We start from the raw sequence: 19250 nt of genomic DNA on the forward strand, positions 1-19250 counted from the left end.
GCTCCTTCTTCGATAAAATGATTGGATTTAGAGGCACCTTGAATTAAATCTTTATTCACAGCAGAACTAAATTATTTCGATGAATGAGCTCAGATTCATCCACATAACCGAGAATAGACTGAATTTCATGGCTCGGTCGTCGCATAATTTTTTGCGTTTCCCTGGCGCTGTAATTGATGAGGCCACGCGCGATCTCATTGCCTTCCTGATCCAAACAAGCCACCGCTTCTCCACGCTCGAAATCGCCTCTGACCTCTACCACACCGATCGGTAACAAGCTTTTCCCTTCTGCGGCAAGTGCTTTCATGGCGCCTGAATCGACGGTGAGAGTTCCTCGAACCTGTAAGTGGTCAGCCAGCCATTGCTTACGCGCGATGAGTACCGGCAGGGTAGCTAACAGAAGCGTACCAATTGCCTCACCTTGCGCCAGACGAACCAGTACGTTCGTCTCTCTCCCTGAAGCGATCAGGGTATGCGCACCGCTTCTCGCTGCACGCTTGGCTGCAAGCACTTTACTTTGCATGCCACCCCGTCCAATTTCGCTGCCGGCTCCTCCCGCCATAGCGGCTATGTCAGAATCCCCCGCATTTGCTTGCTGGATTAGTTTGGCATCGCTATTTTTACGCGGATCACTGGTAAATAAGCCGGGTTGATCCGTCAATATAACAAGCGCATCGGCTTCAGTAAGATTGGTTACCAGGGCAGCCAGAGTATCGTTGTCACCAAAACGTATCTCATCAATTGCAACCGTATCATTTTCATTGATGATGGGGATGATATTGAGTTTCAATAAAGTAGTCAGTGTCGAGCGGGCATTCAGGTAGCGCCTGCGGTTGGATAAATCATCATGTGTAAGCAATACCTGAGCTGTAAGCAATTGATAACGATCAAAACAAGCTGCATACGCTTGTGCCAGCCCCATCTGCCCAATCGCTGCGGCAGCCTGCAATTCATATAAGGCGGTGGGTCGTTTTTTCCAGCCCAACCGTTGCATGCCTTCCGCTATGGCACCTGAAGAAACCAATATGATTTCTTTCCCCATCTCTTTGAGGTAAGAAATCTGAGCAGCCCAGCAGGCCAGCGCATCATGATCAAGCCCCTGACCCTGATTGGTGACCAGACTGCTCCCAACCTTGATAACGATGCGACGAGCTTGTTTCAGTATTGATTGGCTCATTCTTCAGTAGCCACCGCTAATTCTTGTTCGAGATAATCCATAATGGCATAGACCAATGCACTGCAACCTTCTCCTGTTAATGCTGAAACCCCAAACCACTTATCTTTCCACCCATAATCATGGATAAATTTATGACACAACGCATCACGCTCCGGATCAGGCAACATATCAATTTTATTCAGTACTAACCAACGCGGTTTCTGATAAAGTGTTTCATCATATTTTTTGAGCTCTTTGACCAGCGCTTCAGCTTCATGAACCGGGTTGATCTGCTCATCGAAAGGGGCAATGTCAATAACATGGAGTAACAAACGCGTTCTTGCCAAGTGTTTCAGAAAACGATGACCCAGCCCCACCCCTTCTGCAGCGCCTTCTACCAGGCCAGGAATATCAGCCATAACAAAACTTCGGTCCTGATCTACCCGGACCACTCCTAGATTGGGATGGAGCGTAGTAAAGGGATAATCCGCTACTTTAGGGCGCGCGGCTGATACCGCCCGAATCAGAGTGGATTTTCCTGCATTCGGCATGCCGAGCAGGCCAACATCTGCCAGTACCTTGAGTTCTAACTTTAGCTCAAAATCCTCTCCAGGCTCACCATAGGTAAATTGCCGTGGGGCACGATTGGTACTGGACTTGAAATGAATATTGCCTAACCCCCCTGCTCCACCTTTGGCCAACAGCACTTTCTGGTTATGATGCTGCAAATCAGCCATGATTTCGCCAGTCACCATATTCGTAATGACTGTTCCTACTGGCATACGTAAAATAATATCGTCCGCACTTTTCCCATAACAGTCTGATCCGCGCCCATTTTCGCCTTTTTTAGCACGAAATAGCGGGGTGAAGCGATATTCAACCAGCGTATTAATATTATGATCGGCAATTGCATAAATACTCCCGCCACGACCGCCATCCCCCCCATCTGGCCCGCCCCTGGGAATAAATTTTTCGCGACGAAAACTGGCTACACCGCTGCCCCCATCCCCTGCAAATACTTGAATCTTTGCTTCATCAATAAATTTCATAAACTTGTCTCAACCTGAAATCAGTCCAAAGCACAAAATAAGCAGGCGTTATATTCAGAACGTGGCATTCAAAATAAAAAAAGCCCCATTATATTGAATGGGGCTTTTGAGAATTTGACGAGTTTAAACAGGTATAATCGATACTATTTTGCGATTAAATGCACTTTTTATACCAAATATAACCTTCCCCTCAACTTTTGCATATAGGGTATGATCCTTACCCATGCCAACATTTTCTCCAGGATGAAACTGAGTGCCACGTTGACGAACAATAATGTTTCCAGCCTTAATGAGCTCTCCTCCAAAACGTTTTATTCCTAATCGTTTGGAATGTGAATCGCGCCCATTGCGTGAACTACCACCCGCTTTTTTATGTGCCATTTAATTTCTCACTTCTTTATTTACGCTGAAATATCCGTTATCTGGATTTCGGTATAATTTTGTCGATGTCCTTGATGTCTCTGATAGTGTTTGCGGCGACGCATCTTGAAGATACGTACTTTATCATGCCGCCCGTGCCCTACCACAGTAGCGCTGACCTTTGCACTATCTAGAAATGGTTTACCAATGGATGTATTCTCACCTTCAGAAACCATCAAAACCTGGTCAATAACTAGATCACTGCCGGCTTCCGCTACAATCTGTTCTATTTTTAGTTTATTACCGACTTCAACACGATATTGTTTTCCGCCAGTTTTTATTACAGCATACATATCCTATTCATCCTCTTTCATATATTCTAAAATTATACAATTGTACGAACATCTTGTGTGACAAATATTTAATATCTAATTATATCAATCCAGCTTGACACTTAAGCTGTGACATTTCTACTATAGTTATTTCTTCAAGGGGTTGTTGTGCCAATCGAACGTATTAGGAGCTTTATTGCTCAAGACATGAGCGCTGTTGATGCTGTGATACGACAAAAGCTTCATTCTCAGGTCGCACTTATTCATCAAATAGGTGAATACATCATTCATAATGGAGGCAAACGGCTGCGCCCGGCACTGGTAATTTTGTCTGCCGGTGTATTTGATTATTCCGGGCAGCATCATCATAGTCTCGCTGCCGTCGTTGAATTTATTCATACCGCTACACTATTACATGATGATGTCGTAGACGAATCACAGTTACGGCGTAATAAAGCGACTGCCAATGCTTTATTTGGTAATGCAGCCAGTGTATTAGTGGGAGATTTTCTTTATTCTCGTTCCTTCCAAATGATGGTGGAGGTCGATAATATGCGTATTATGAAAGTACTCTCTGATGCCACGAATATCATAGCCGAAGGTGAGGTATTACAATTACTTAATTGTAGAGATCCTGATGTAGAAGAAGAAAATTATCTACGTGTTATTCGCTTTAAGACCGCCAAACTTTTTGAGGCCGCTGCACGTATTGGGGCCATTCTTGGCAACGCCACTCAACTTGAAGAAGAAGCTTTAGCAATCTATGGAATGCACCTAGGCACGGCATTCCAGTTGATCGATGATCTGCTGGATTATTCTGGCGATTACCAGGATACGGGTAAAAATCTTGGGGATGATCTTGCTGAGGGCAAACCTACCTTACCTTTAATTTATGCCATGCGCACAGGTTCAGACAAACAGGCAAGTGTCATACGTGAGGCCATCAAATCAGGTGGAGCAAGCGGATTCCAAACGGTTCTAGAAATTATTCAGCAAACAGGTGCGCTTGACTATGCACGACAACGCGCGCAAAAGGAAGCTGAAATAGCGGCAGAAGCTATCGCGAAATTGTCTGATTCTGGCTATAAGGAATGTTTGTTACAATTAGCTCATTTCGCTGTAACAAGAAATCATTAATGCCATTTAATTCGCTCCCTTTATTGCCATCACAATCAGTCTGAATAAAACTCAGCGTACGGCTGCACGTATGAATACAAATTTATAAGATGTTCACGGGGTGTAGCTCAGCCTGGTAGAGTACTGCGTTCGGGACGCAGGCGTCGGAGGTTCAAATCCTCTCACCCCGACCAATCTTTATATTTGCATCCTCTTTCTACCAAGTGGAAAGTTGATCTGCGTCCATTTCATTACCACTGCTTGTGTTTCTTTATCGATAAAGACAGGAAAATAAATTAAACTTGCAGGCTGGGCAAGTTATACATTTTCATGTCGGCAAGTGACAAATAATCATTATTTCCCTGTTTTCTTTTATTCGACTATTTCTATTTAATTTTTTCCAAAATTCCATCTCGAAATACAATAACTAACTAGCTTTTTTATTTGGGAAAAAGCATCAACTTTGGAGTCATCATGCAACATCTAGAAGAAGTCAAAAATATCCTGGCTAATGTCCTCAATTTAGGCGAGCGTAAACATTCACTTAGAGAAGATACTATTTTACTTGGAAATCTCCCTGAGCTGGATTCAATGGCAGTCGTCAATGTCATCACAGCACTGGAAGAATATTATGATATTTCAATAGATGATGATGAAATAAGCGCTAATACCTTTGAAACACTTGGCAGCCTGACCCGCTTTGTTGAGCAGAAATTGTCATATTGAAAAAGATAGAAAATCCTCCCTTTGCTTTTTATCTGCAGTCCGAGCAGGAAAAGCGTGCTTATCTTCATTACTCATCCGCTCTATCATTTAACTATTGTGGTTAAGTAGCCAAGATAATTCATCAATTTTTGTAATGAAATAGATACCTGCTCCTCTAATCGTGAGTAGACCGAGGGAATTTCACTTCACTCTTTCAAAACTTCGATAAACCCTTTCTATGCGCCGGGATCAAACTTATGGCGCCGTTGCTCGCGTCAACCTGAGCAATTTTCCATTCTCCTCATCAGTTAACAGGTAAATCGCACCATCCGGCCCTGCTGCAACATCGCGAATCCGTGCGCTATCTTTCAATAATTTTTCTTCACTCATCACATTCTTCTCATTGACTACCAACCGGACCAGATGCTTGCCAGCCAATGCCCCAACAAATAAATTACCCTTCCATTCCGGGAACATATTGCCTTGATAGAACATCATGCCAGAAGGAGCGATGGAAGGTGTCCAGTAATAAATCGGTTCTTCAAACCCTTGCTCGGCATGCTCCTTTTTGATGGGTACCATCCAGTAGTGAATGCCATAACTGGCTAGTGGCCAGCCATAATTCTTGCCGGCTTTGGGAATGTTGATTTCATCTCCCCCACGGGGACCATGTTCATGAATCCATAATTCTCCGGTACCAGGATGAATGGCAGCTCCTTGAATATGCCGATGACCGTAGGACCAGATTTCCGGTTTGGCTTGGGGGTCCCCGACAAAGGGATTGTCAGAGGGCACAGAGCCATCACTACGTATTCTGACCAGCTTACCGAGATGATTATCGAGTTGCTGAGCTTTGTCCATATATTTGAAACGTTCACCAAGTGTCACAAAAAGATTGCCATCCGGCGCAAATACCAGGCGAGACCCAAAATGCTTATTACCGTCTGTTTTGGGCTGTTGACGGAAGATCACTTGTAGATTTTCCAGCGCCATATCGACCAGTTTTGCTCTGGCAACAGCAGTGCCGGCCTTATCGGCTTGGGATTCCGCATAGGAAAAATAAATGAGATGGTTTTTGGAAAAATCGGGATCCAGCGCCAAACCCAGCAACCCGCCCTGATCCTCGGCAAATACGGCGGGCACCCCCTTGATGGGTGCGGATAATTTGCCATCAGTCGATACGATACGAAGCTGTCCTATACGCTCAGTTAACAATATTTGCCCATCAGGCAGAAATACCATACTCCAGGGATGATTTAATCCATTCACCAAGACATGCACATCGAATTTCACCTGGGAAGATTGAGCATATGCCGTGGAAGAAACATAGGGACTGCTTAAAGCAAGTAAAGCGAACAGCTTGATTATCAGCATAATACGAGTCATTTTCATTCCTCCCTTATTGATGGTAAGAGCGAATAAAACATCAAAACGGCGTCATCCGGATACGCAACCCACCAAACACATTGAGGGGGGGACCTGGCTCAAAGAAACGACCCGCTGCCGCATTGATGCGCGTATTCGCATTGTAGCGCTCATCGAACAAATTATTAATACCAACAAATACCGAACCCTCGAGCCAGCGATGTTTCTTTTCCCACCCCAACAACAATTGTCCCAGGTTATAGGCAGAGTTGGTGACAGTATTGATATCATTCACAAAAAATTCCCCTACTCGATGGACATGCAGTTGCCCAAATAGGCCAGAGGGATGGGTGTAACGTACTCTCCCCTCCCATCTATGTTTTGGCAATCCCGGAAATTCATTACCTCTCAAATCGATATTATCGACGACATAATGCTCAAACTGGAAATCCGAATAAGTGTAGGCGACTTCACCTTGCAGCCCATGCCATACTGGCGTTGCCAGACGGGTTTCCACTCCCAGTCTACGCGATTTTCCTGCATTACGAAAAAAAGCGCGGCCTGGAGATTCGACTAATTCAAAGGGAGTGATTTCATTACGGGTATGGATATGGAAAAGGGTGGCTTCATACGCAAAGCCAGCAGGATTGCCACGTAATCCAATTTCCTTGCTCAAGGAAGCCTGGGCTTCAAGGTTGTGATTGAACCCTCCCGTCCCTGCCGGGTTGTTGATTAATTCTGTGGTGGTGGGGGCTTCGAAAACGGAAGCGATATTACTATAAATCTGATGGGTATCCAGCAAGCGATACACAAGCCCCGCTGTACCACTCGCTTGAGAAAGCGTTCTAGTGCCTGATTGATCGCTATCCGACAGAAAGACATCTTTTACCCGGTATTGCAGCCAATCCCAGCGCCCACCCGTCACGAAATCCAATTTATCGCTAATACTCCATTCATTACGCAAAAACGGCCCGACATTCTGTACGCGTTCAATTTGATCCAGATTCAACGCGCCCCGAACGCCAAAAAGGTTATTAAAGCGTCGTCGATCATCATTCTGGATGGCATAGTCAACACCCACCAGCAAGCGATTGGCGCGTTTCAGCAAAGTATGATTGCTCACAAACTGGGCTGTCAATCCTCCCGTCCAGCGATCGAATTCGACCTGACCGCCATTGTTAAAGGGTAATAAATTCTGGAAATCGCGGTGTAACACATGAGCAACAATGGTTAACATCTGATTAGCAGATGGGCTTTTCCGGTAGCGCACGGCGAATTGTTCCTGACGGATAGCTTCACTGGCGTTATATAACTGATTATTGACTGCCGCCTGTTTCGGATTGGCATTCACTTCAGCGAGCGTTAAGGCCCCTGGATCTTTCGAATCCGGAGAATAAAACTCATGCATTAAAATCATCCAGTCGGAGTCAGGTGAGGGTTGGAAATTCAATTTGACTTGAGAAAATAAATTTTCCATGCTGCTGTGATCGCGCCAGCCCTTCTGCTGAAGATATGATCCAAACCATCCATAGTCAAAATTTGACATCCGTCCCCCGGCGTACCATTCCGATTTCAAATAACCGAACTGACCCAGAACCAGACGTGGCATCACTTCAAACTTTTCGCGGGGTGAGCGTGTAGTAATACTGATCATACCGCCGGAAGCATTGCCATATAGCGAAGCTGATGGGCCTCGTAAAATTTCCATCCGTTCGATTAAGGCGGGATCGATGGCATCAAGCTGTGTCTGACCATCGGGTAGAGTTTGCGGAATATCATCGACACGCAACTGGATCCCCCGTACGCCAAACGGTGAGCGCGCACCAAACCCACGGATGGCTATCCGTAAATCTTGTGTAAAATTATATTGATTCTGAAAAAAAACTCCGGGCGTGCCATGCGCGAATTCATCCAACGTGGCGCCAGGTTGAAGATCAGTATATTTATTCCGCTCAATATGGGAAATTGCGTCGGGTAGTTGCTCAGGTTTTTTTTCTGTGCGCGTGGTAGTCACAGTAATAGGCGCAAAGGGGGTAGGTTCGGGTATTTTAGATTGTTGTGCCTGGGCTAGAACAGGCGTGATAAAGGAACTAATGAAGACGGAATGGATCACTAAGCTGCTGTTCGAGCGTATGCCACAAGCTAACATAGCTAATCTGCTTTTTCCTCACGTTATGAATCGGGTTATCTTATTAATAGACAGTAAGATTTTTTGTTCACTTTTTGACGATCATTTCGATTTTACGCCTATGTCTCTATTCAACAATAAAATCGCAGGGTTCATTCTTTGGTGCACAAAACTACAATGTCACGCAACAGCTGGGTAATACGAAAAACTTGAACAAGCTATCTACCTTCTCCTTTGCAGCCAGAATCAGAAGTTTTAGCTACGCATTATCAGGCATAGCTGTATTGCTGAAGAGTCAACATAATGCCTGGATTCACCTAGTTGCCACCACTCTGGTCATCAGCGGTGGACTGTTTTTTCAGATTGATCCTATTGAGTGGTGTCTCGTCATTTTAGCTATCTTAGCGGTATTTGTTGCAGAAGCTTTAAATACCGCCATTGAATTTTTATGCGATGCTGTTTCACCCACCCCGCATCCCCTCATTCAAAAATCCAAAGATGTGGCTGCAGGGGCTGTGCTGATCAGCGCCATTGGCGCTATCGTCATAGGTTTAATTATATTTCCGCCTTATTTTAAAGCTTACTTATGACTATTTTTTTCATTAAGGGCGCCTCTAAACATTCAGAGTTCCAAACAAGACAAGGCAAGAACAAAAAATATTGACCAGCCTATACCGGATAGGTCATTCAATTTCGTAATCAAACATAACGTGAAAGCGAGCCGCAGACCGATCAATAATACGGGCAAGGTGGATTTGGCAAGGATCTTTTTAAGGTTTAAGGATTCTAGAAGGAGTTTTTAACATTATCGATGGCATTATTCACCTTGAATGGTAATAATCAGGCTTCTGCTTCCTCCATGATTACGGTGTTCGCCCAGGTAAATCCCCTGCCATGTGCCTAAATTGAGCCGGCCATTGCTGACAGGAATGTTCAAGCTGCAACCTAATAAACTGGATTTTAGATGGGCTGGAAGATCATCGCTTCCTTCATCTCTATGCCTGTAATAAGGGGCTTTCTCAGGTACGGTATGATTGAAGTAATCTTCAAAATCCCGGCGCACGGCCGGGTCTGCATTTTCATTAAGGGTTAACGAAGCAGAAGTATGCTGAAGCAAAATATTCATGATCCCTATCCTGACCTGCCTTAATTCCGGTAGCTGTTGCAATATTTCATCAGTTACCAGGTGAAAGCCGCGTTCGCGGGCTCTAAGATAAAGTTGTTTTTGTATCCACATAAAATAGTTATCCTGTTTCTTGAAATTATGCAGCTTCTTTCAATCTCGGGCAGCAGTATTTTTTAGCTGACAACATTTCCATGGTAGCGATACTCAATCCAGCTCTGTGCAACATTTGCTCTTGTATCATTCCATATCTGAATCAAAACTAACTTTGTCGGCTAACCTTGCTTGCGGCTTTGCCGCATTATTCATACTGTCTGCGGTTCGCCTTCGCGTCATGTTTGATTTGGAAATGGAATAGGACCAATTCAGGTAAACTACCCCATCAAAAAATACTACCATTAAAGTTTTTCTTATGACAGAAACTGTTATTGATTTGATTCGTCATGGCGAGCCTGTTGGCGGACAGCGTTATCGAGGCCACAACATTGACGATCCGCTCAGTGAAAAAGGCTGGTCTCAAATGTGGCATGCAGTGGGTGAATATAACGCATGGGAGCAGATTATCACCTCTCCGTTACAACGCTGCCAGGCGTTTGCACGCGCACTCGGAGAACGTCACGGCATAGAGGTTACTGTTGAGCATCGATTTAAAGAGGTGGGATTTGGTGCGTGGGAAGGGCTTAGCCACCATGAAATTAAAACAAGCAAACCTGATGAGTTTCAGTCTTTCCTGAGAAATCCGGTCACACATCGACCTCAAGGTGCAGAAGTACTGGATGATTTTATCAATCGAGTCAGCTCAGCCTATGACGAAATTGTAGCGCACTCTCAAAGTAAGCATTATCTCATCGTTGCACATGCAGGGGTGATTCGTGCAGTCATTGCACGAACCATCCATGCACCACCGGCTAGCTTCTATCGAATTAAAGTGAGTTATGGTGGCATTACCCGCATTCGGCGCACAGAAACAGGTGAAATGCTGGAGTTTCTGAATGGAGCTCTCTAACTGAAATAAACCATTCTGAAAGTCCAGCTGGACGAAATAGTACGTGTGATGCGCCAGGTACAAGACAAGGCACTTTTTATTTTGCCAGGGAGGAATCGATCCAGCCCTGTCTGGCGAAGTATTTTTCTAGCTCTATCGCTATCTTATCAGCCATACTCCTGGCTTGCTGTGCCGAAGCTGACTTGTAAGCTTTACCGGCACCCAGTGCGACATTGGTGGAAACCACTGCCGTTGTACCCGCTCCTGCCGCCACACCGGCCGGACCCAAGACAGCTGCCCCAGGCAGGCTGCCGCTTTCCGAATGGGCATCAAAAGCAATCAGCTCTTCAATACCAGACTCTTTCTGTGCTAAAACCCGTACATGGCTATCAAGCGAAGACTTGCCCGCACCTAAACCAATCACGGTACGACGCAGGCGATTACCTTCGTTTATGTCAATAAATTCTCCGGTAATGATAATTGCATCTTTGCTGATCGGTGTATGGGCTGTAGCGCGCACAGGGTTCAAACCCATAGCCGCTATTTTTACCATCAGCTCTGCAGCTAAAGCATCGGCCACTTCTCGCCCTATCTGAATTTGTTCTGCTGTTTGATTACTGCCCGCCAGGCTCCTGCCTATCCTTGCAAACAGAGCAGAATTTTGTTTAATATCTTCTGGGTGAACTGCAAACTCATAAATTAATACTGTTTCTGGTTTGGATAAATTGAAAAAGGGAGGCTCTTTCGCAATCCGTGTGGTATGTTGAGCGCAGCCGGTGATTAGCAAAGCGATGATTATGGTCATGAGCCCTTTACCAAACATTATCTTCATCAGAGCACCCCGCTTGTTTGATTGGAGAACAAAAAGATCCTTTACTCCTACTGCCAAGTTTTGAATACTATGCCAACAGTAAGCCATATCGTCAAGCTATGTCCTTGCTTTATCGGGTTAAATACAAACCAGAGAAGAACGCACTGCCTTTTATTGATACGAAATCATTATGGAAAATTTATCTATCCCAAGCGAATAAAAGGCTAATAAAGATGAGATTTTCGAGGTAATATATTTCAAGTTGCTTGAATCAACACGGGTGATAAGTTTTTAGTGCGCATCTTTCTTATCAGGAGCTCCCATGAAACATCACAAATACCTTATTGTCGGTGGCGGAATGACTGCCGATTCGGCTCTTCACGGCATTCGCCAAGTTGACCCCAATGGTACCATCGCCATGATCTGTGAAGAATTACACTCACCTTATGATCGCCCTCCACTCTCCAAATCATTATGGAAAGACGCGGCATTTGAATCCATCTGGCGTAGCCAACATGACATGAATGTGGCTGTCCACATAGGCAAAAAAATCGTCACGCTTGATCCAGCCAAGAAGACCGCCATGGATAATGCTGGAAATATTTATACCTATGAAAAGCTGTTACTCGCCACTGGCGGATTAGTTCGACGATTACCCTATTTAGATGAGAATGTCATCTACTTTAGAACGGTAGATGATTACCAGAAGTTACGCGAACTATGCGAGCAGGGCTCCGATTTTGTTGTCATCGGTGGGGGGTTCATCGGTTCAGAAGTTGCTGCTGCCCTTGCCATGAATAATAAACACGTCACCATGATTTTTCCTGCAAAGAGTATTGGCGCACGTATTTATCCTCAAGCCCTCTCAGAATATTTGAATAGCTATTATCGAGAAAAAGGTGTCACCCTCCATGCAGGCGATACGGTTAAAACCATTCGTAAAGAAGGCAGCAAAATAAGTGTGATGACAGAGAATGGTATGGAAATAACGGCGGATGGCATTATAGCTGGACTTGGAATTCAACCTAACATTGATCTTGCCAGGCAAGCTGGACTCGCCATCGATAATGGAATTGTTGTCGACGAATGCCTGCGCACGAGTCATCCTGATATTTATGCTGCAGGTGACGTAGCCAATTTCTATAGCCCTCTCCTGGAAAAACGGATACGGGTAGAGCATGAAGACAACGCAAATGTCATGGGGAAAATGGCTGGCGAAAACATGGCTGGCCAATCAAATCCTTACCATTACCAACCTTATTTCTACTCTGATCTATTTGATTTGGGATATGAAGCGGTAGGCGAGCTTGATGCTAGCCTCGATATCGTTGCAGACTGGAAAGAACCCTTTCACAAAGGTGTAATCTATTATTTGCGAAATAAGCAGGTACGCGGTGTACTGCTATGGAATACATGGGGTCAGATTGAGGCAGCCACTCAATTGATTGCCGAAAAAGCTGAACACACCCAGGCAACTCTGTCAGGGCGAATAAGCGATTAGCTATGGCCTAACCAGTTAATAATGATTCATAAGGTTTAGAATTTAAAGAATATATCGATGGTTTTTTTGTTTTGTTGTCTACACAGTGCTTTGGTCTGCTTCCATTTGTGTTCGGTAAGACAATGAGAATACTCTTTAAATCATTATTAACTGATTTTGCTATATTACGCTTTTGTCAGTATTGACCTGACTAATTCCATTTCTAAATCAACTGGCGTTGTCGGCTAAACCTTGCTGGCTGCTTTGCCGTATGATGACTACTGTCTGCAGTTCGCCTTCGCGTCATGTTTGATTTAGAAATGGAATAACAACTTGTGCCGATCGTTGTCGCGCCAGAGAATAAAAAACCTAGGAGGAATTTCCAGAATGTTTCAGGCCAACTTACTTGGTGATGCTGCTGTAGGTACGAATCTGGCGCTGCCATTGATTGCAGGGAACGGAGCGTTGCAGCGGCTTTATCGTACCTTTGCTTCGCATTTGACTTACCACACGCTCCACCGCATCTAGCTGCGGCTTCTTGAACCCATTACAGTGTCTCAACCTTATTCTGATGTCAAACGTTTGCCTGTTTGCGCGTCAAATAAATGTAATTTATCCATATCGAAGGTCAGTTTTATCCTGTCCCCTTCCTTGAAGTTATGGCTAGTATCTAACTTAGCAGTAATCTGCCATTTATCACCTGACTTCTTGTCCGGGTTAAGATCCCGTGTTAATGCAGGCATGTCGGGCCACTGGTTATTTTTGATCTGAAAGTAAATGAGCACTTCAGCACCTAACCACTCCACCACATCTACTTGCGTATCAAAGGCGGCTTGTTCCGGATGCTGTCCACTTTCATCAGACAATACGTAAAAATCTTCAGGACGGATACCCGCAATGGCGTATTGATACTGGCTTGGAAGAGTCCTGCTCTCAGGAGAATTTATTTCTAAATCGAGTGAGAAAAAGAACAGTCGGCTATCTCTGAGTTGTACCGGAAAAAAATTCATGGCTGGGGAACCGACAAATCCCGCTACAAATAAATTGCCGGGTTGCCGATATAATTCATAAGGGGTTCCGATTTGCTGAACCATGCCTTTATTTAAAACTGCTACCCGGTCACCGAGCGTCATGGCTTCGGTCTGATCATGGGTAACATAAACAGTCGTGGTGCCTAGCCGCTTTTGCAGTCGGGCGAGCTCGGTACGCATCTGATTGCGCAGCCTGGCATCAAGATTGGACAATGGCTCATCAAGTAAAAAAGCTTGTGGATTGCGCACAATCGCCCTGCCCATCGCCACACGCTGACGCTGACCACCCGATAAATTTCGCGGCTTACTGTCGAGTAAATGACTCAATTCCAGAATAGCCGCGGTTTCTTCCACACGCTTATTTATTTCTTTTTTGGGTACTTTCGCCATGACGAGCGGGAACGCGATATTTTGCCGCACATTCATATGCGGATAGAGGGCATAGCTCTGAAAAACCATCGCCATATTGCGATCTTTCGGATCCAGGTGGTTGATTACTTTGCCGTCAAGTCGAATTTCGCCGCTGCTGACTTCTTCCAGACCGACGATCATATGCAGCAAGGTTGATTTACCACAGCCGGAGGGGCCGACGAGAATAAAAAATTCGCCATCATTAATGACAAAACTGGTCGCACTGACGGCTACCGTCCCATCAGGAAATTGTTTGGTCACATTGCTGAGTTCAATTTTTGCCATATAGTCAATTTGATCACATCAGCCTTTAACAGCACCTGATGTCAGACCAGCCACGATACGTTGCTGAAAAATTAACACTATAATCAGGACTGGCACAGTAATGACCACGGAAGCCGCCGCAATCAAGCCAGTGGGTAATTCAAAACGGGAGCTGCCTGTAAAAAAGGCAATCACCGCAGGTACCGTGCGGGCATTGTTGGTAGAAGTCAGCGAAATCGCAAATAAAAAATCATTCCAGGCAAAAATAAATACCAGAATCGCAGCCGTAAATATGGCGGGTGCGGCCAAGGGCACAATCACCCAAATAAAGGCTTGCCACGGGGTGGCGCCATCAACACGAGCCGCTTTGTCCAACTCCCAGGGAATTTCACGAAAAAAAGCAGATAAGATCCAAATGGCCAGCGGCAAAGCAAAAGTCATATAAGGGATGATGAGGCCCAACCAGGTATCAAATAGCCCTACTGTGCGCCACATATTGAAAATCGGCCCGATAATCACCACCGAGGGAAACATGGCAGTGGCCAATGCGCCAGCCAGGATCAAGCGTCTGCCGGGGAATTCTAATCTGACTATGGCGTAGGCAGCAAACATTCCCAGCGTAACCGCCAATACCGTCGATATCACAGCAATCCCAAGGGAATTCCACAATGCCGCTGGAAACTGCATGTCAGAGAAAATAATTCGGTAATTCTCCAAGCTGATAGTTTGCGGAAAAAAACGCTGGTCATTCAAATGGCGGCTCTGCTTCAACGACAGGGATATAATCCACAAGACAGGTAATAAGGCGTAAGCCATCACCATGAGGTTACCCACCCCCCAGAAAATACGTCCCATCAGGTCATTCCCCATTCTCATTCGGCGTTTTCCCCTTGAGTCAGCGATGCCCCGAAGCCTTTAATAAACAAAACCGAGATCATCAGTACACCGATAAAAATCAATACTGAAACTGCCGAACCCAGACCTAAATTGAGGCTGACAATGAAGGTATTATAGCCCAGCAGGGAGACCGTTTCGGTACCCTGTGCGCCGCGGGTCAGGATAAAAACCGTATCAAAAATACGAAACGCATCCAGTGTGCGAAACAATAGCGCCACCAGAATGGCAGGTTTCATGAGCGGAACGATAATTTTTATGAAACGTTGCCAGGCATTCGCCCCGTCGACCCGCGCGGCTTGAATTAAATCATGCGGTACCAGGGTAAGCCCTGCCATTAGCAGCAATGCCATAAATGGCGTGGTTTTCCATATTTCGGTCAGGATAATCACTAAAAACGCTGACCAGCGCTGAGTCAACCATGCCTGTTCCATACCGAGTAAGGCATTAACAAAACCGGTCGTCGGATCAAAAGCAAATTTCCAGGCCAATGCCGCAACAACAGTGACCATCGCATACGGAATGAGCGTGGCGGCGCGCACTGCGCGGCGCCAGAACAAAGTATGGTGCATAATTAATGCGAGAGGAAACCCTAACAGCAATTCCAGGGTGACTGAGCTGATTGTCAGAATCAACGTATTACCCAGCGCATGCCACCATACCTCTGAGGTAAGAATACTGACATAATTATCGATACCGATAAAAGCGCGCTGCTCAGGAAAACGCAAATCGTAGCGAAATAATGATAGCCACAGTGCGTATAAGATAGGGTAAGCCGTTACCACAAGCAAGGCAGTGACTGCCGGCGCACATAACAACCAGCCCAGACGCCGCTCATTGCTTTGCTTCTGGTTCATAGCAAACCCTCTGAATTGAGTGCGCGCTCAATGGCGCGGCGTAGCCGGATAAAATCTTTCTGAGGTTCAATATCGCGCATAGGATGCAAAGTGCGACTGATCGCCAGAGAAATATCATTATAGAGCGGCGTTTGTGGGCGTTGCACCGCATCATTTAACGAACTGCGCAATACATCTGCAAAGGGATAAGTCGTACGAATTTCCGGCTCATCATACAATGCAGCGACAGTCGGCAGCAGCCCTCCCAGTTCAGCAGCCATACGTTGATGTCTGGCTACAGTAAGACAGGCAGCGGCATGGAACGCTAACTGAGGATAAGGCGTATAGGCGCTGACCCCTAAATTAAGGCCACCAATCACGAAGCGGCTGGGTTTGCCTTCTATGGCTGCAGGCCAGCGAGCCCATCCTATGTGTTTAGCAATTTCAGGCGCATTTCTCTGGGCGCTGGGCCAGACAAAGGGATAGTTAACCATGAAGCTGGAGTGGCCTGATTCAAAGGCAAGGCGCGCCTGATCTTCGCGCGCAGTCGCCAGAGCCCGATCAGCAGCGCTTGAATTGGCAAAGCGTGCCATGGTAGAAAGCGTCTGCAAAGTGGGCTGTTGCGCTAGAGAGATATGCTTGCCACTGACATCCAGTACTGAGCCGCCATTCGAGGCCAGCAGTGAAATAAAGAATGCGGTTAATCCTTCATAACGTTCGCCTTGTGCCTGTATGGTCCCTGTTTTCCCCAATGATTCAGCCACAAGGATCATTTCATCCCAGGTGGCAGGCGCTGTAGTGACTCTGTCTGTGCGATACCATAATAACTGGATATTCGTAGTGAACGGCGCGGCCCATAATTGATTTTGATAGATTGCGCTCTGCAATGGAGCATCGAGTCGACCCGCCTTGGCTTGCTCAGCTGTTTCGCCAGTCCAGGGAAGAATCCAACCCGCCTGCGCAAATTCTGCAGTCCAAATGACATCCATCCCGATGATATCGATGGAATTATCGCCTGCGGCCAGCCGGCGCACTAATTGCTCACGTTGTTGATCGGCATCGGCAGGCAATGGCACCTGTTCTATCTTATACGCTTGCCCCGAATCTTCAGAGCAGCGCTTGGCTGCCATGGAAAATGCGCCCGAGGGTTCACCGGCAACATACCAGTTCAAGGTAGGAATAGCCTCCCTCCTCTGACTGCTGCAGCCATAGAGTATGATGCTGATGGCAATCCATAAGGCTAAAGTGAGACGGATACTGATCAATGCTCCTCTCTCCTCGTTGATAGCGACAAAAAGTTATCAAATAATTTTTTGTCAGTAGTCTGCTTTCAATATTGAATTCCATTTCTAAATCAAAAATGACACGAAGGCGAGCCGCAGACAGTATAAATAATACGGCAAGGTGAAGCTGACAATGTCAGTTTTAATTTAGAAATGGAAGAACGCAATGCCCTATATTTTCTGTAACAAATACCATAGCAGAATATGGTATTTCTGTCTTGATTATGTAGTGCAAGCATTTAAGATGCTTAAGTATTTTCTGAGGTGAGAAGGCAGCTATTTTTTGATCATTGCAGGCAGGGAGTTGTTCATGCATTATTGGGTAATTCAAACATTACTTTGGGGTTTGGCTGATCAGGTTGGCGCAACTCCATTTCCAGATCAAACATGACGCGGAAGCGAGCCATCGACAGTATGACAGTATCCATGATGCAGCAAGGTGAAGTCGACTCAGTCGGGGTTGATTTAAAATTAGGATAAGATAGTAAAAGTTTCTTCCATATTAATTAATAAGGATGGAGTAGTATGCTTACGAAATTTGTTGATTATCAGGATGGCGATACCGAACTGGAAGGTTATATGGTCTGTCAACAAACAGATACCCCCAAACCGGTCGTGCTGGTTGCGCATGATTGGAGTGGTCGGCGCGAATTTGCCTGTAAGGCAGCAGAAAGAGTCGCAGCAATGGGTTATGTCGGTTTTGCGCTGGATATGTATGGCAAAGGTATATTTGGCCGCGATGGGGACGTGGACGGTAACGCAGCACTCATGCATCCTTACGCAAATAATAGAGCCTTATTGAGGCAAAGAATTAACGCAGCATTACTGGCAGTGCGAAAACTCCGACAAGTTGATGCAACCCGGGTCGCGGCAATGGGCTATTGTTTTGGTGGAATGTGTGTGCTGGAATTGGCTCGATCCGGTGCTGATGTGAGAGGTGTGATCAGCATTCATGGTATTTTGGCACGTGACTATATTACAAATGAAAAAATAAGTGCTAAAGTGCTTTGTCTACATGGTCATGATGACCCCATGGTACCGCCCGAGCAGGTGTTAGCTTTTGAGCAGGAGATGACCGAAGCGGGGGTAGACTGGCAGATGCATATTTATGGAGGAACCATGCATGCCTTTACCAATCCTGTTGCTAATAATCCCAGTTTCGGCACAGTCTACAAGGAAATAGCGGCAAAACGGGCTTATCAGTCGATTGGCAATTTCTTGGCTGAAATTTTCTAGAAGAATGTAGATCAGTCCACATTAAAATGGCTCCTTGCTTTTGTGGCTCGTCAAACGCTACCAATGCTTCTTCGCCTTATTCCATTTATACAACAGGGCAGCAAATTGATTATAAGCAATCCGCCCTAACTGTCTGATAAGTGGCAAACCCAATAGTATTGCCTTCCATTTCTCGCCAGGAGAATGCCGCCAAATGGTGAGAAATGCATCGAACCCGATATAAGTTTGACCCTGTTCATCCACGACATGCAACCGCTCGCGCACCTGCTCAAGTTCTGAATGGATTTCCGTAACTAATACAGGATGCGAATGGACGTCTTTCCATTCGACCGGGCACCCTTTCATCCTGCTTTTCTGATTTTCTATGCCAGCCTTGCACACCGGACAGGCTGAGTTGTAATAAACTTTGATCGGATTCGTTTCTTTATCCACTGAAAAACTCATTCCATTTCCCAATCAAACATCACGCGAAGGTGAACCAAAGATAAATATCAATCATACCGCAAAGTGAAGCTGACAAACCCGCGTAACCTGCGATCGGGTCGGGGTAACGGATTGTATCCGTTACCTCTCCCACACCACCGGACGTTCGGTTTTCCGCATCCGGCGGTTGAACCCAGTAACTTAAGCTGTCACAAAATCTGATGGAACCCATAATCCCCATCGTTTCAGCCTTGCCTTATTG

General features: G+C 45.7%; 20 protein-coding genes and 1 tRNA gene. 8 read left to right on the forward strand and 13 right to left on the reverse strand.

Annotation, left to right across the window (positions count from 1 at the left end):
- Positions 1-55: 55 nt before the first annotated feature.
- The 4 genes from proB to rplU all read right to left on the reverse strand — a co-directional run bounded on the left by proB (position 56) and on the right by rplU (position 2918).
- The gene (proB, locus tag BM283_RS05020; RefSeq protein ID WP_090690327.1) at positions 56-1177 is read right to left on the reverse strand and encodes a glutamate 5-kinase; all 1122 of its coding nucleotides are present in this window, start codon (positions 1175-1177) and stop codon (positions 56-58) included.
- On the reverse strand, positions 1174-2205 hold the full coding sequence (cgtA, locus tag BM283_RS05025; RefSeq protein WP_090690329.1) for an Obg family GTPase CgtA: 1032 nt from the start codon (positions 2203-2205) through the stop codon (positions 1174-1176). The genes proB and cgtA overlap by 4 nt, the downstream gene beginning before the upstream one ends.
- A gap of 123 nt (positions 2206-2328) precedes the next feature.
- Positions 2329-2586: a 50S ribosomal protein L27 gene (rpmA, locus tag BM283_RS05030; protein ID WP_090690331.1), complete on the reverse strand. Its 258-nt coding sequence runs from the start codon at positions 2584-2586 to the stop codon at positions 2329-2331.
- Between the two features lie 20 nt (positions 2587-2606).
- Positions 2607-2918 (reverse strand): 50S ribosomal protein L21, encoded by a 312-nt coding sequence (rplU, locus tag BM283_RS05035; protein WP_046849084.1) that lies wholly within the window; start codon positions 2916-2918, stop codon positions 2607-2609.
- A 147-nt stretch (positions 2919-3065) separates the two neighbouring features.
- Between rplU and ispB the strand changes: the two genes are divergently transcribed.
- The 3 genes from ispB to BM283_RS05050 all read left to right on the forward strand — a co-directional run bounded on the left by ispB (position 3066) and on the right by BM283_RS05050 (position 4739).
- Complete coding sequence (gene ispB, locus BM283_RS05040) at positions 3066-4034, forward strand: octaprenyl diphosphate synthase (RefSeq protein ID WP_090690334.1); 969 nt, start codon at positions 3066-3068, stop codon at positions 4032-4034.
- A gap of 96 nt (positions 4035-4130) precedes the next feature.
- A tRNA-Pro gene (locus BM283_RS05045) sits at positions 4131-4207 on the forward strand.
- A gap of 280 nt (positions 4208-4487) precedes the next feature.
- Positions 4488-4739, forward strand: coding sequence for an acyl carrier protein (locus tag BM283_RS05050; protein WP_046849086.1), 252 nt, complete (start codon positions 4488-4490; stop codon positions 4737-4739).
- A 234-nt stretch (positions 4740-4973) separates the two neighbouring features.
- On the opposite strand, the gene BM283_RS05055 is transcribed toward BM283_RS05050, so the two are convergent.
- Both BM283_RS05055 and BM283_RS05060 read right to left on the reverse strand, forming a co-directional pair.
- Entirely contained in the window at positions 4974-6104 is a 1131-nt protein-coding gene (locus BM283_RS05055) for a PQQ-dependent sugar dehydrogenase (RefSeq protein ID WP_254776179.1), read from the reverse strand.
- A gap of 40 nt (positions 6105-6144) precedes the next feature.
- Positions 6145-8196 carry a TonB-dependent receptor family protein gene (locus tag BM283_RS05060; protein ID WP_254776180.1) on the reverse strand — a complete coding sequence of 684 codons (2052 nt, stop codon included), beginning with the start codon at positions 8194-8196 and terminating at the stop codon, positions 6145-6147.
- A 224-nt stretch (positions 8197-8420) separates the two neighbouring features.
- Here BM283_RS05060 and BM283_RS05065 point away from each other — a divergent pair, with 224 nt between their 5' ends.
- A complete protein-coding gene (locus BM283_RS05065) occupies positions 8421-8801 on the forward strand; it encodes a diacylglycerol kinase family protein (protein ID WP_217646440.1) in 381 nt (126 codons plus the stop codon).
- A 227-nt stretch (positions 8802-9028) separates the two neighbouring features.
- On the opposite strand, the gene BM283_RS05070 is transcribed toward BM283_RS05065, so the two are convergent.
- Positions 9029-9448, reverse strand: a complete 420-nt coding sequence (locus BM283_RS05070; RefSeq protein ID WP_090690340.1) for a secondary thiamine-phosphate synthase enzyme YjbQ — start codon at positions 9446-9448, stop codon at positions 9029-9031.
- 298 nt (positions 9449-9746) lie between these two features.
- On the opposite strand from BM283_RS05070, the gene BM283_RS05075 reads away from it, so the two are divergent.
- Positions 9747-10340 (forward strand): histidine phosphatase family protein, encoded by a 594-nt coding sequence (locus tag BM283_RS05075; RefSeq protein ID WP_090690342.1) that lies wholly within the window; start codon positions 9747-9749, stop codon positions 10338-10340.
- 76 nt (positions 10341-10416) lie between these two features.
- Here the strand turns inward: BM283_RS05075 and BM283_RS05080 are convergent, their stop codons facing one another.
- Positions 10417-11124 (reverse strand): DUF4410 domain-containing protein, encoded by a 708-nt coding sequence (locus BM283_RS05080; RefSeq protein WP_175492035.1) that lies wholly within the window; start codon positions 11122-11124, stop codon positions 10417-10419.
- Positions 11125-11452: 328 nt separating this feature from the next.
- Between BM283_RS05080 and BM283_RS05085 the strand changes: the two genes are divergently transcribed.
- Positions 11453-12631 carry an NAD(P)/FAD-dependent oxidoreductase gene (locus tag BM283_RS05085; RefSeq protein ID WP_090690346.1) on the forward strand — a complete coding sequence of 393 codons (1179 nt, stop codon included), beginning with the start codon at positions 11453-11455 and terminating at the stop codon, positions 12629-12631.
- Positions 12632-12997: 366 nt separating this feature from the next.
- Positions 12998-13138: a hypothetical protein gene (locus BM283_RS18670; RefSeq protein ID WP_175492036.1), complete on the forward strand. Its 141-nt coding sequence runs from the start codon at positions 12998-13000 to the stop codon at positions 13136-13138.
- A 35-nt stretch (positions 13139-13173) separates the two neighbouring features.
- Here BM283_RS18670 and BM283_RS05090 read toward each other — a convergent pair whose 3' ends face one another.
- Genes BM283_RS05090 through BM283_RS05105 form a run of 4 tightly spaced genes read right to left on the reverse strand, consistent with a single transcriptional unit; the run spans position 13174 to position 17311 of the window.
- Positions 13174-14337: an ABC transporter ATP-binding protein gene (locus BM283_RS05090; protein ID WP_090690349.1), complete on the reverse strand. Its 1164-nt coding sequence runs from the start codon at positions 14335-14337 to the stop codon at positions 13174-13176.
- 18 nt (positions 14338-14355) lie between these two features.
- Positions 14356-15192, reverse strand: a complete 837-nt coding sequence (locus BM283_RS05095) for a carbohydrate ABC transporter permease (RefSeq protein WP_090690350.1) — start codon at positions 15190-15192, stop codon at positions 14356-14358.
- Positions 15189-16067, reverse strand: a complete 879-nt coding sequence (locus BM283_RS05100; RefSeq protein WP_090690353.1) for a carbohydrate ABC transporter permease — start codon at positions 16065-16067, stop codon at positions 15189-15191. Before BM283_RS05100 ends, BM283_RS05095 begins: the two co-directional genes overlap by 4 nt.
- Positions 16064-17311, reverse strand: a complete 1248-nt coding sequence (locus BM283_RS05105) for an ABC transporter substrate-binding protein (protein ID WP_217646441.1) — start codon at positions 17309-17311, stop codon at positions 16064-16066. The genes BM283_RS05100 and BM283_RS05105 overlap by 4 nt, the downstream gene beginning before the upstream one ends.
- A 543-nt stretch (positions 17312-17854) precedes the next feature.
- On the opposite strand from BM283_RS05105, the gene BM283_RS05110 reads away from it, so the two are divergent.
- Positions 17855-18565, forward strand: coding sequence for a dienelactone hydrolase family protein (locus BM283_RS05110; protein ID WP_090690356.1), 711 nt, complete (start codon positions 17855-17857; stop codon positions 18563-18565).
- A 57-nt stretch (positions 18566-18622) separates the two neighbouring features.
- Here BM283_RS05110 and BM283_RS05115 read toward each other — a convergent pair whose 3' ends face one another.
- Positions 18623-18997, reverse strand: a complete 375-nt coding sequence (locus tag BM283_RS05115) for a thiol-disulfide oxidoreductase DCC family protein (protein WP_254776181.1) — start codon at positions 18995-18997, stop codon at positions 18623-18625.
- Positions 18998-19250 lie beyond the last annotated feature (253 nt).

Origin of the sequence: Nitrosomonas sp. Nm34, assembly GCF_900113925.1 — a bacterium.
Lineage (GTDB): Bacteria > Pseudomonadota > Gammaproteobacteria > Burkholderiales > Nitrosomonadaceae > Nitrosomonas.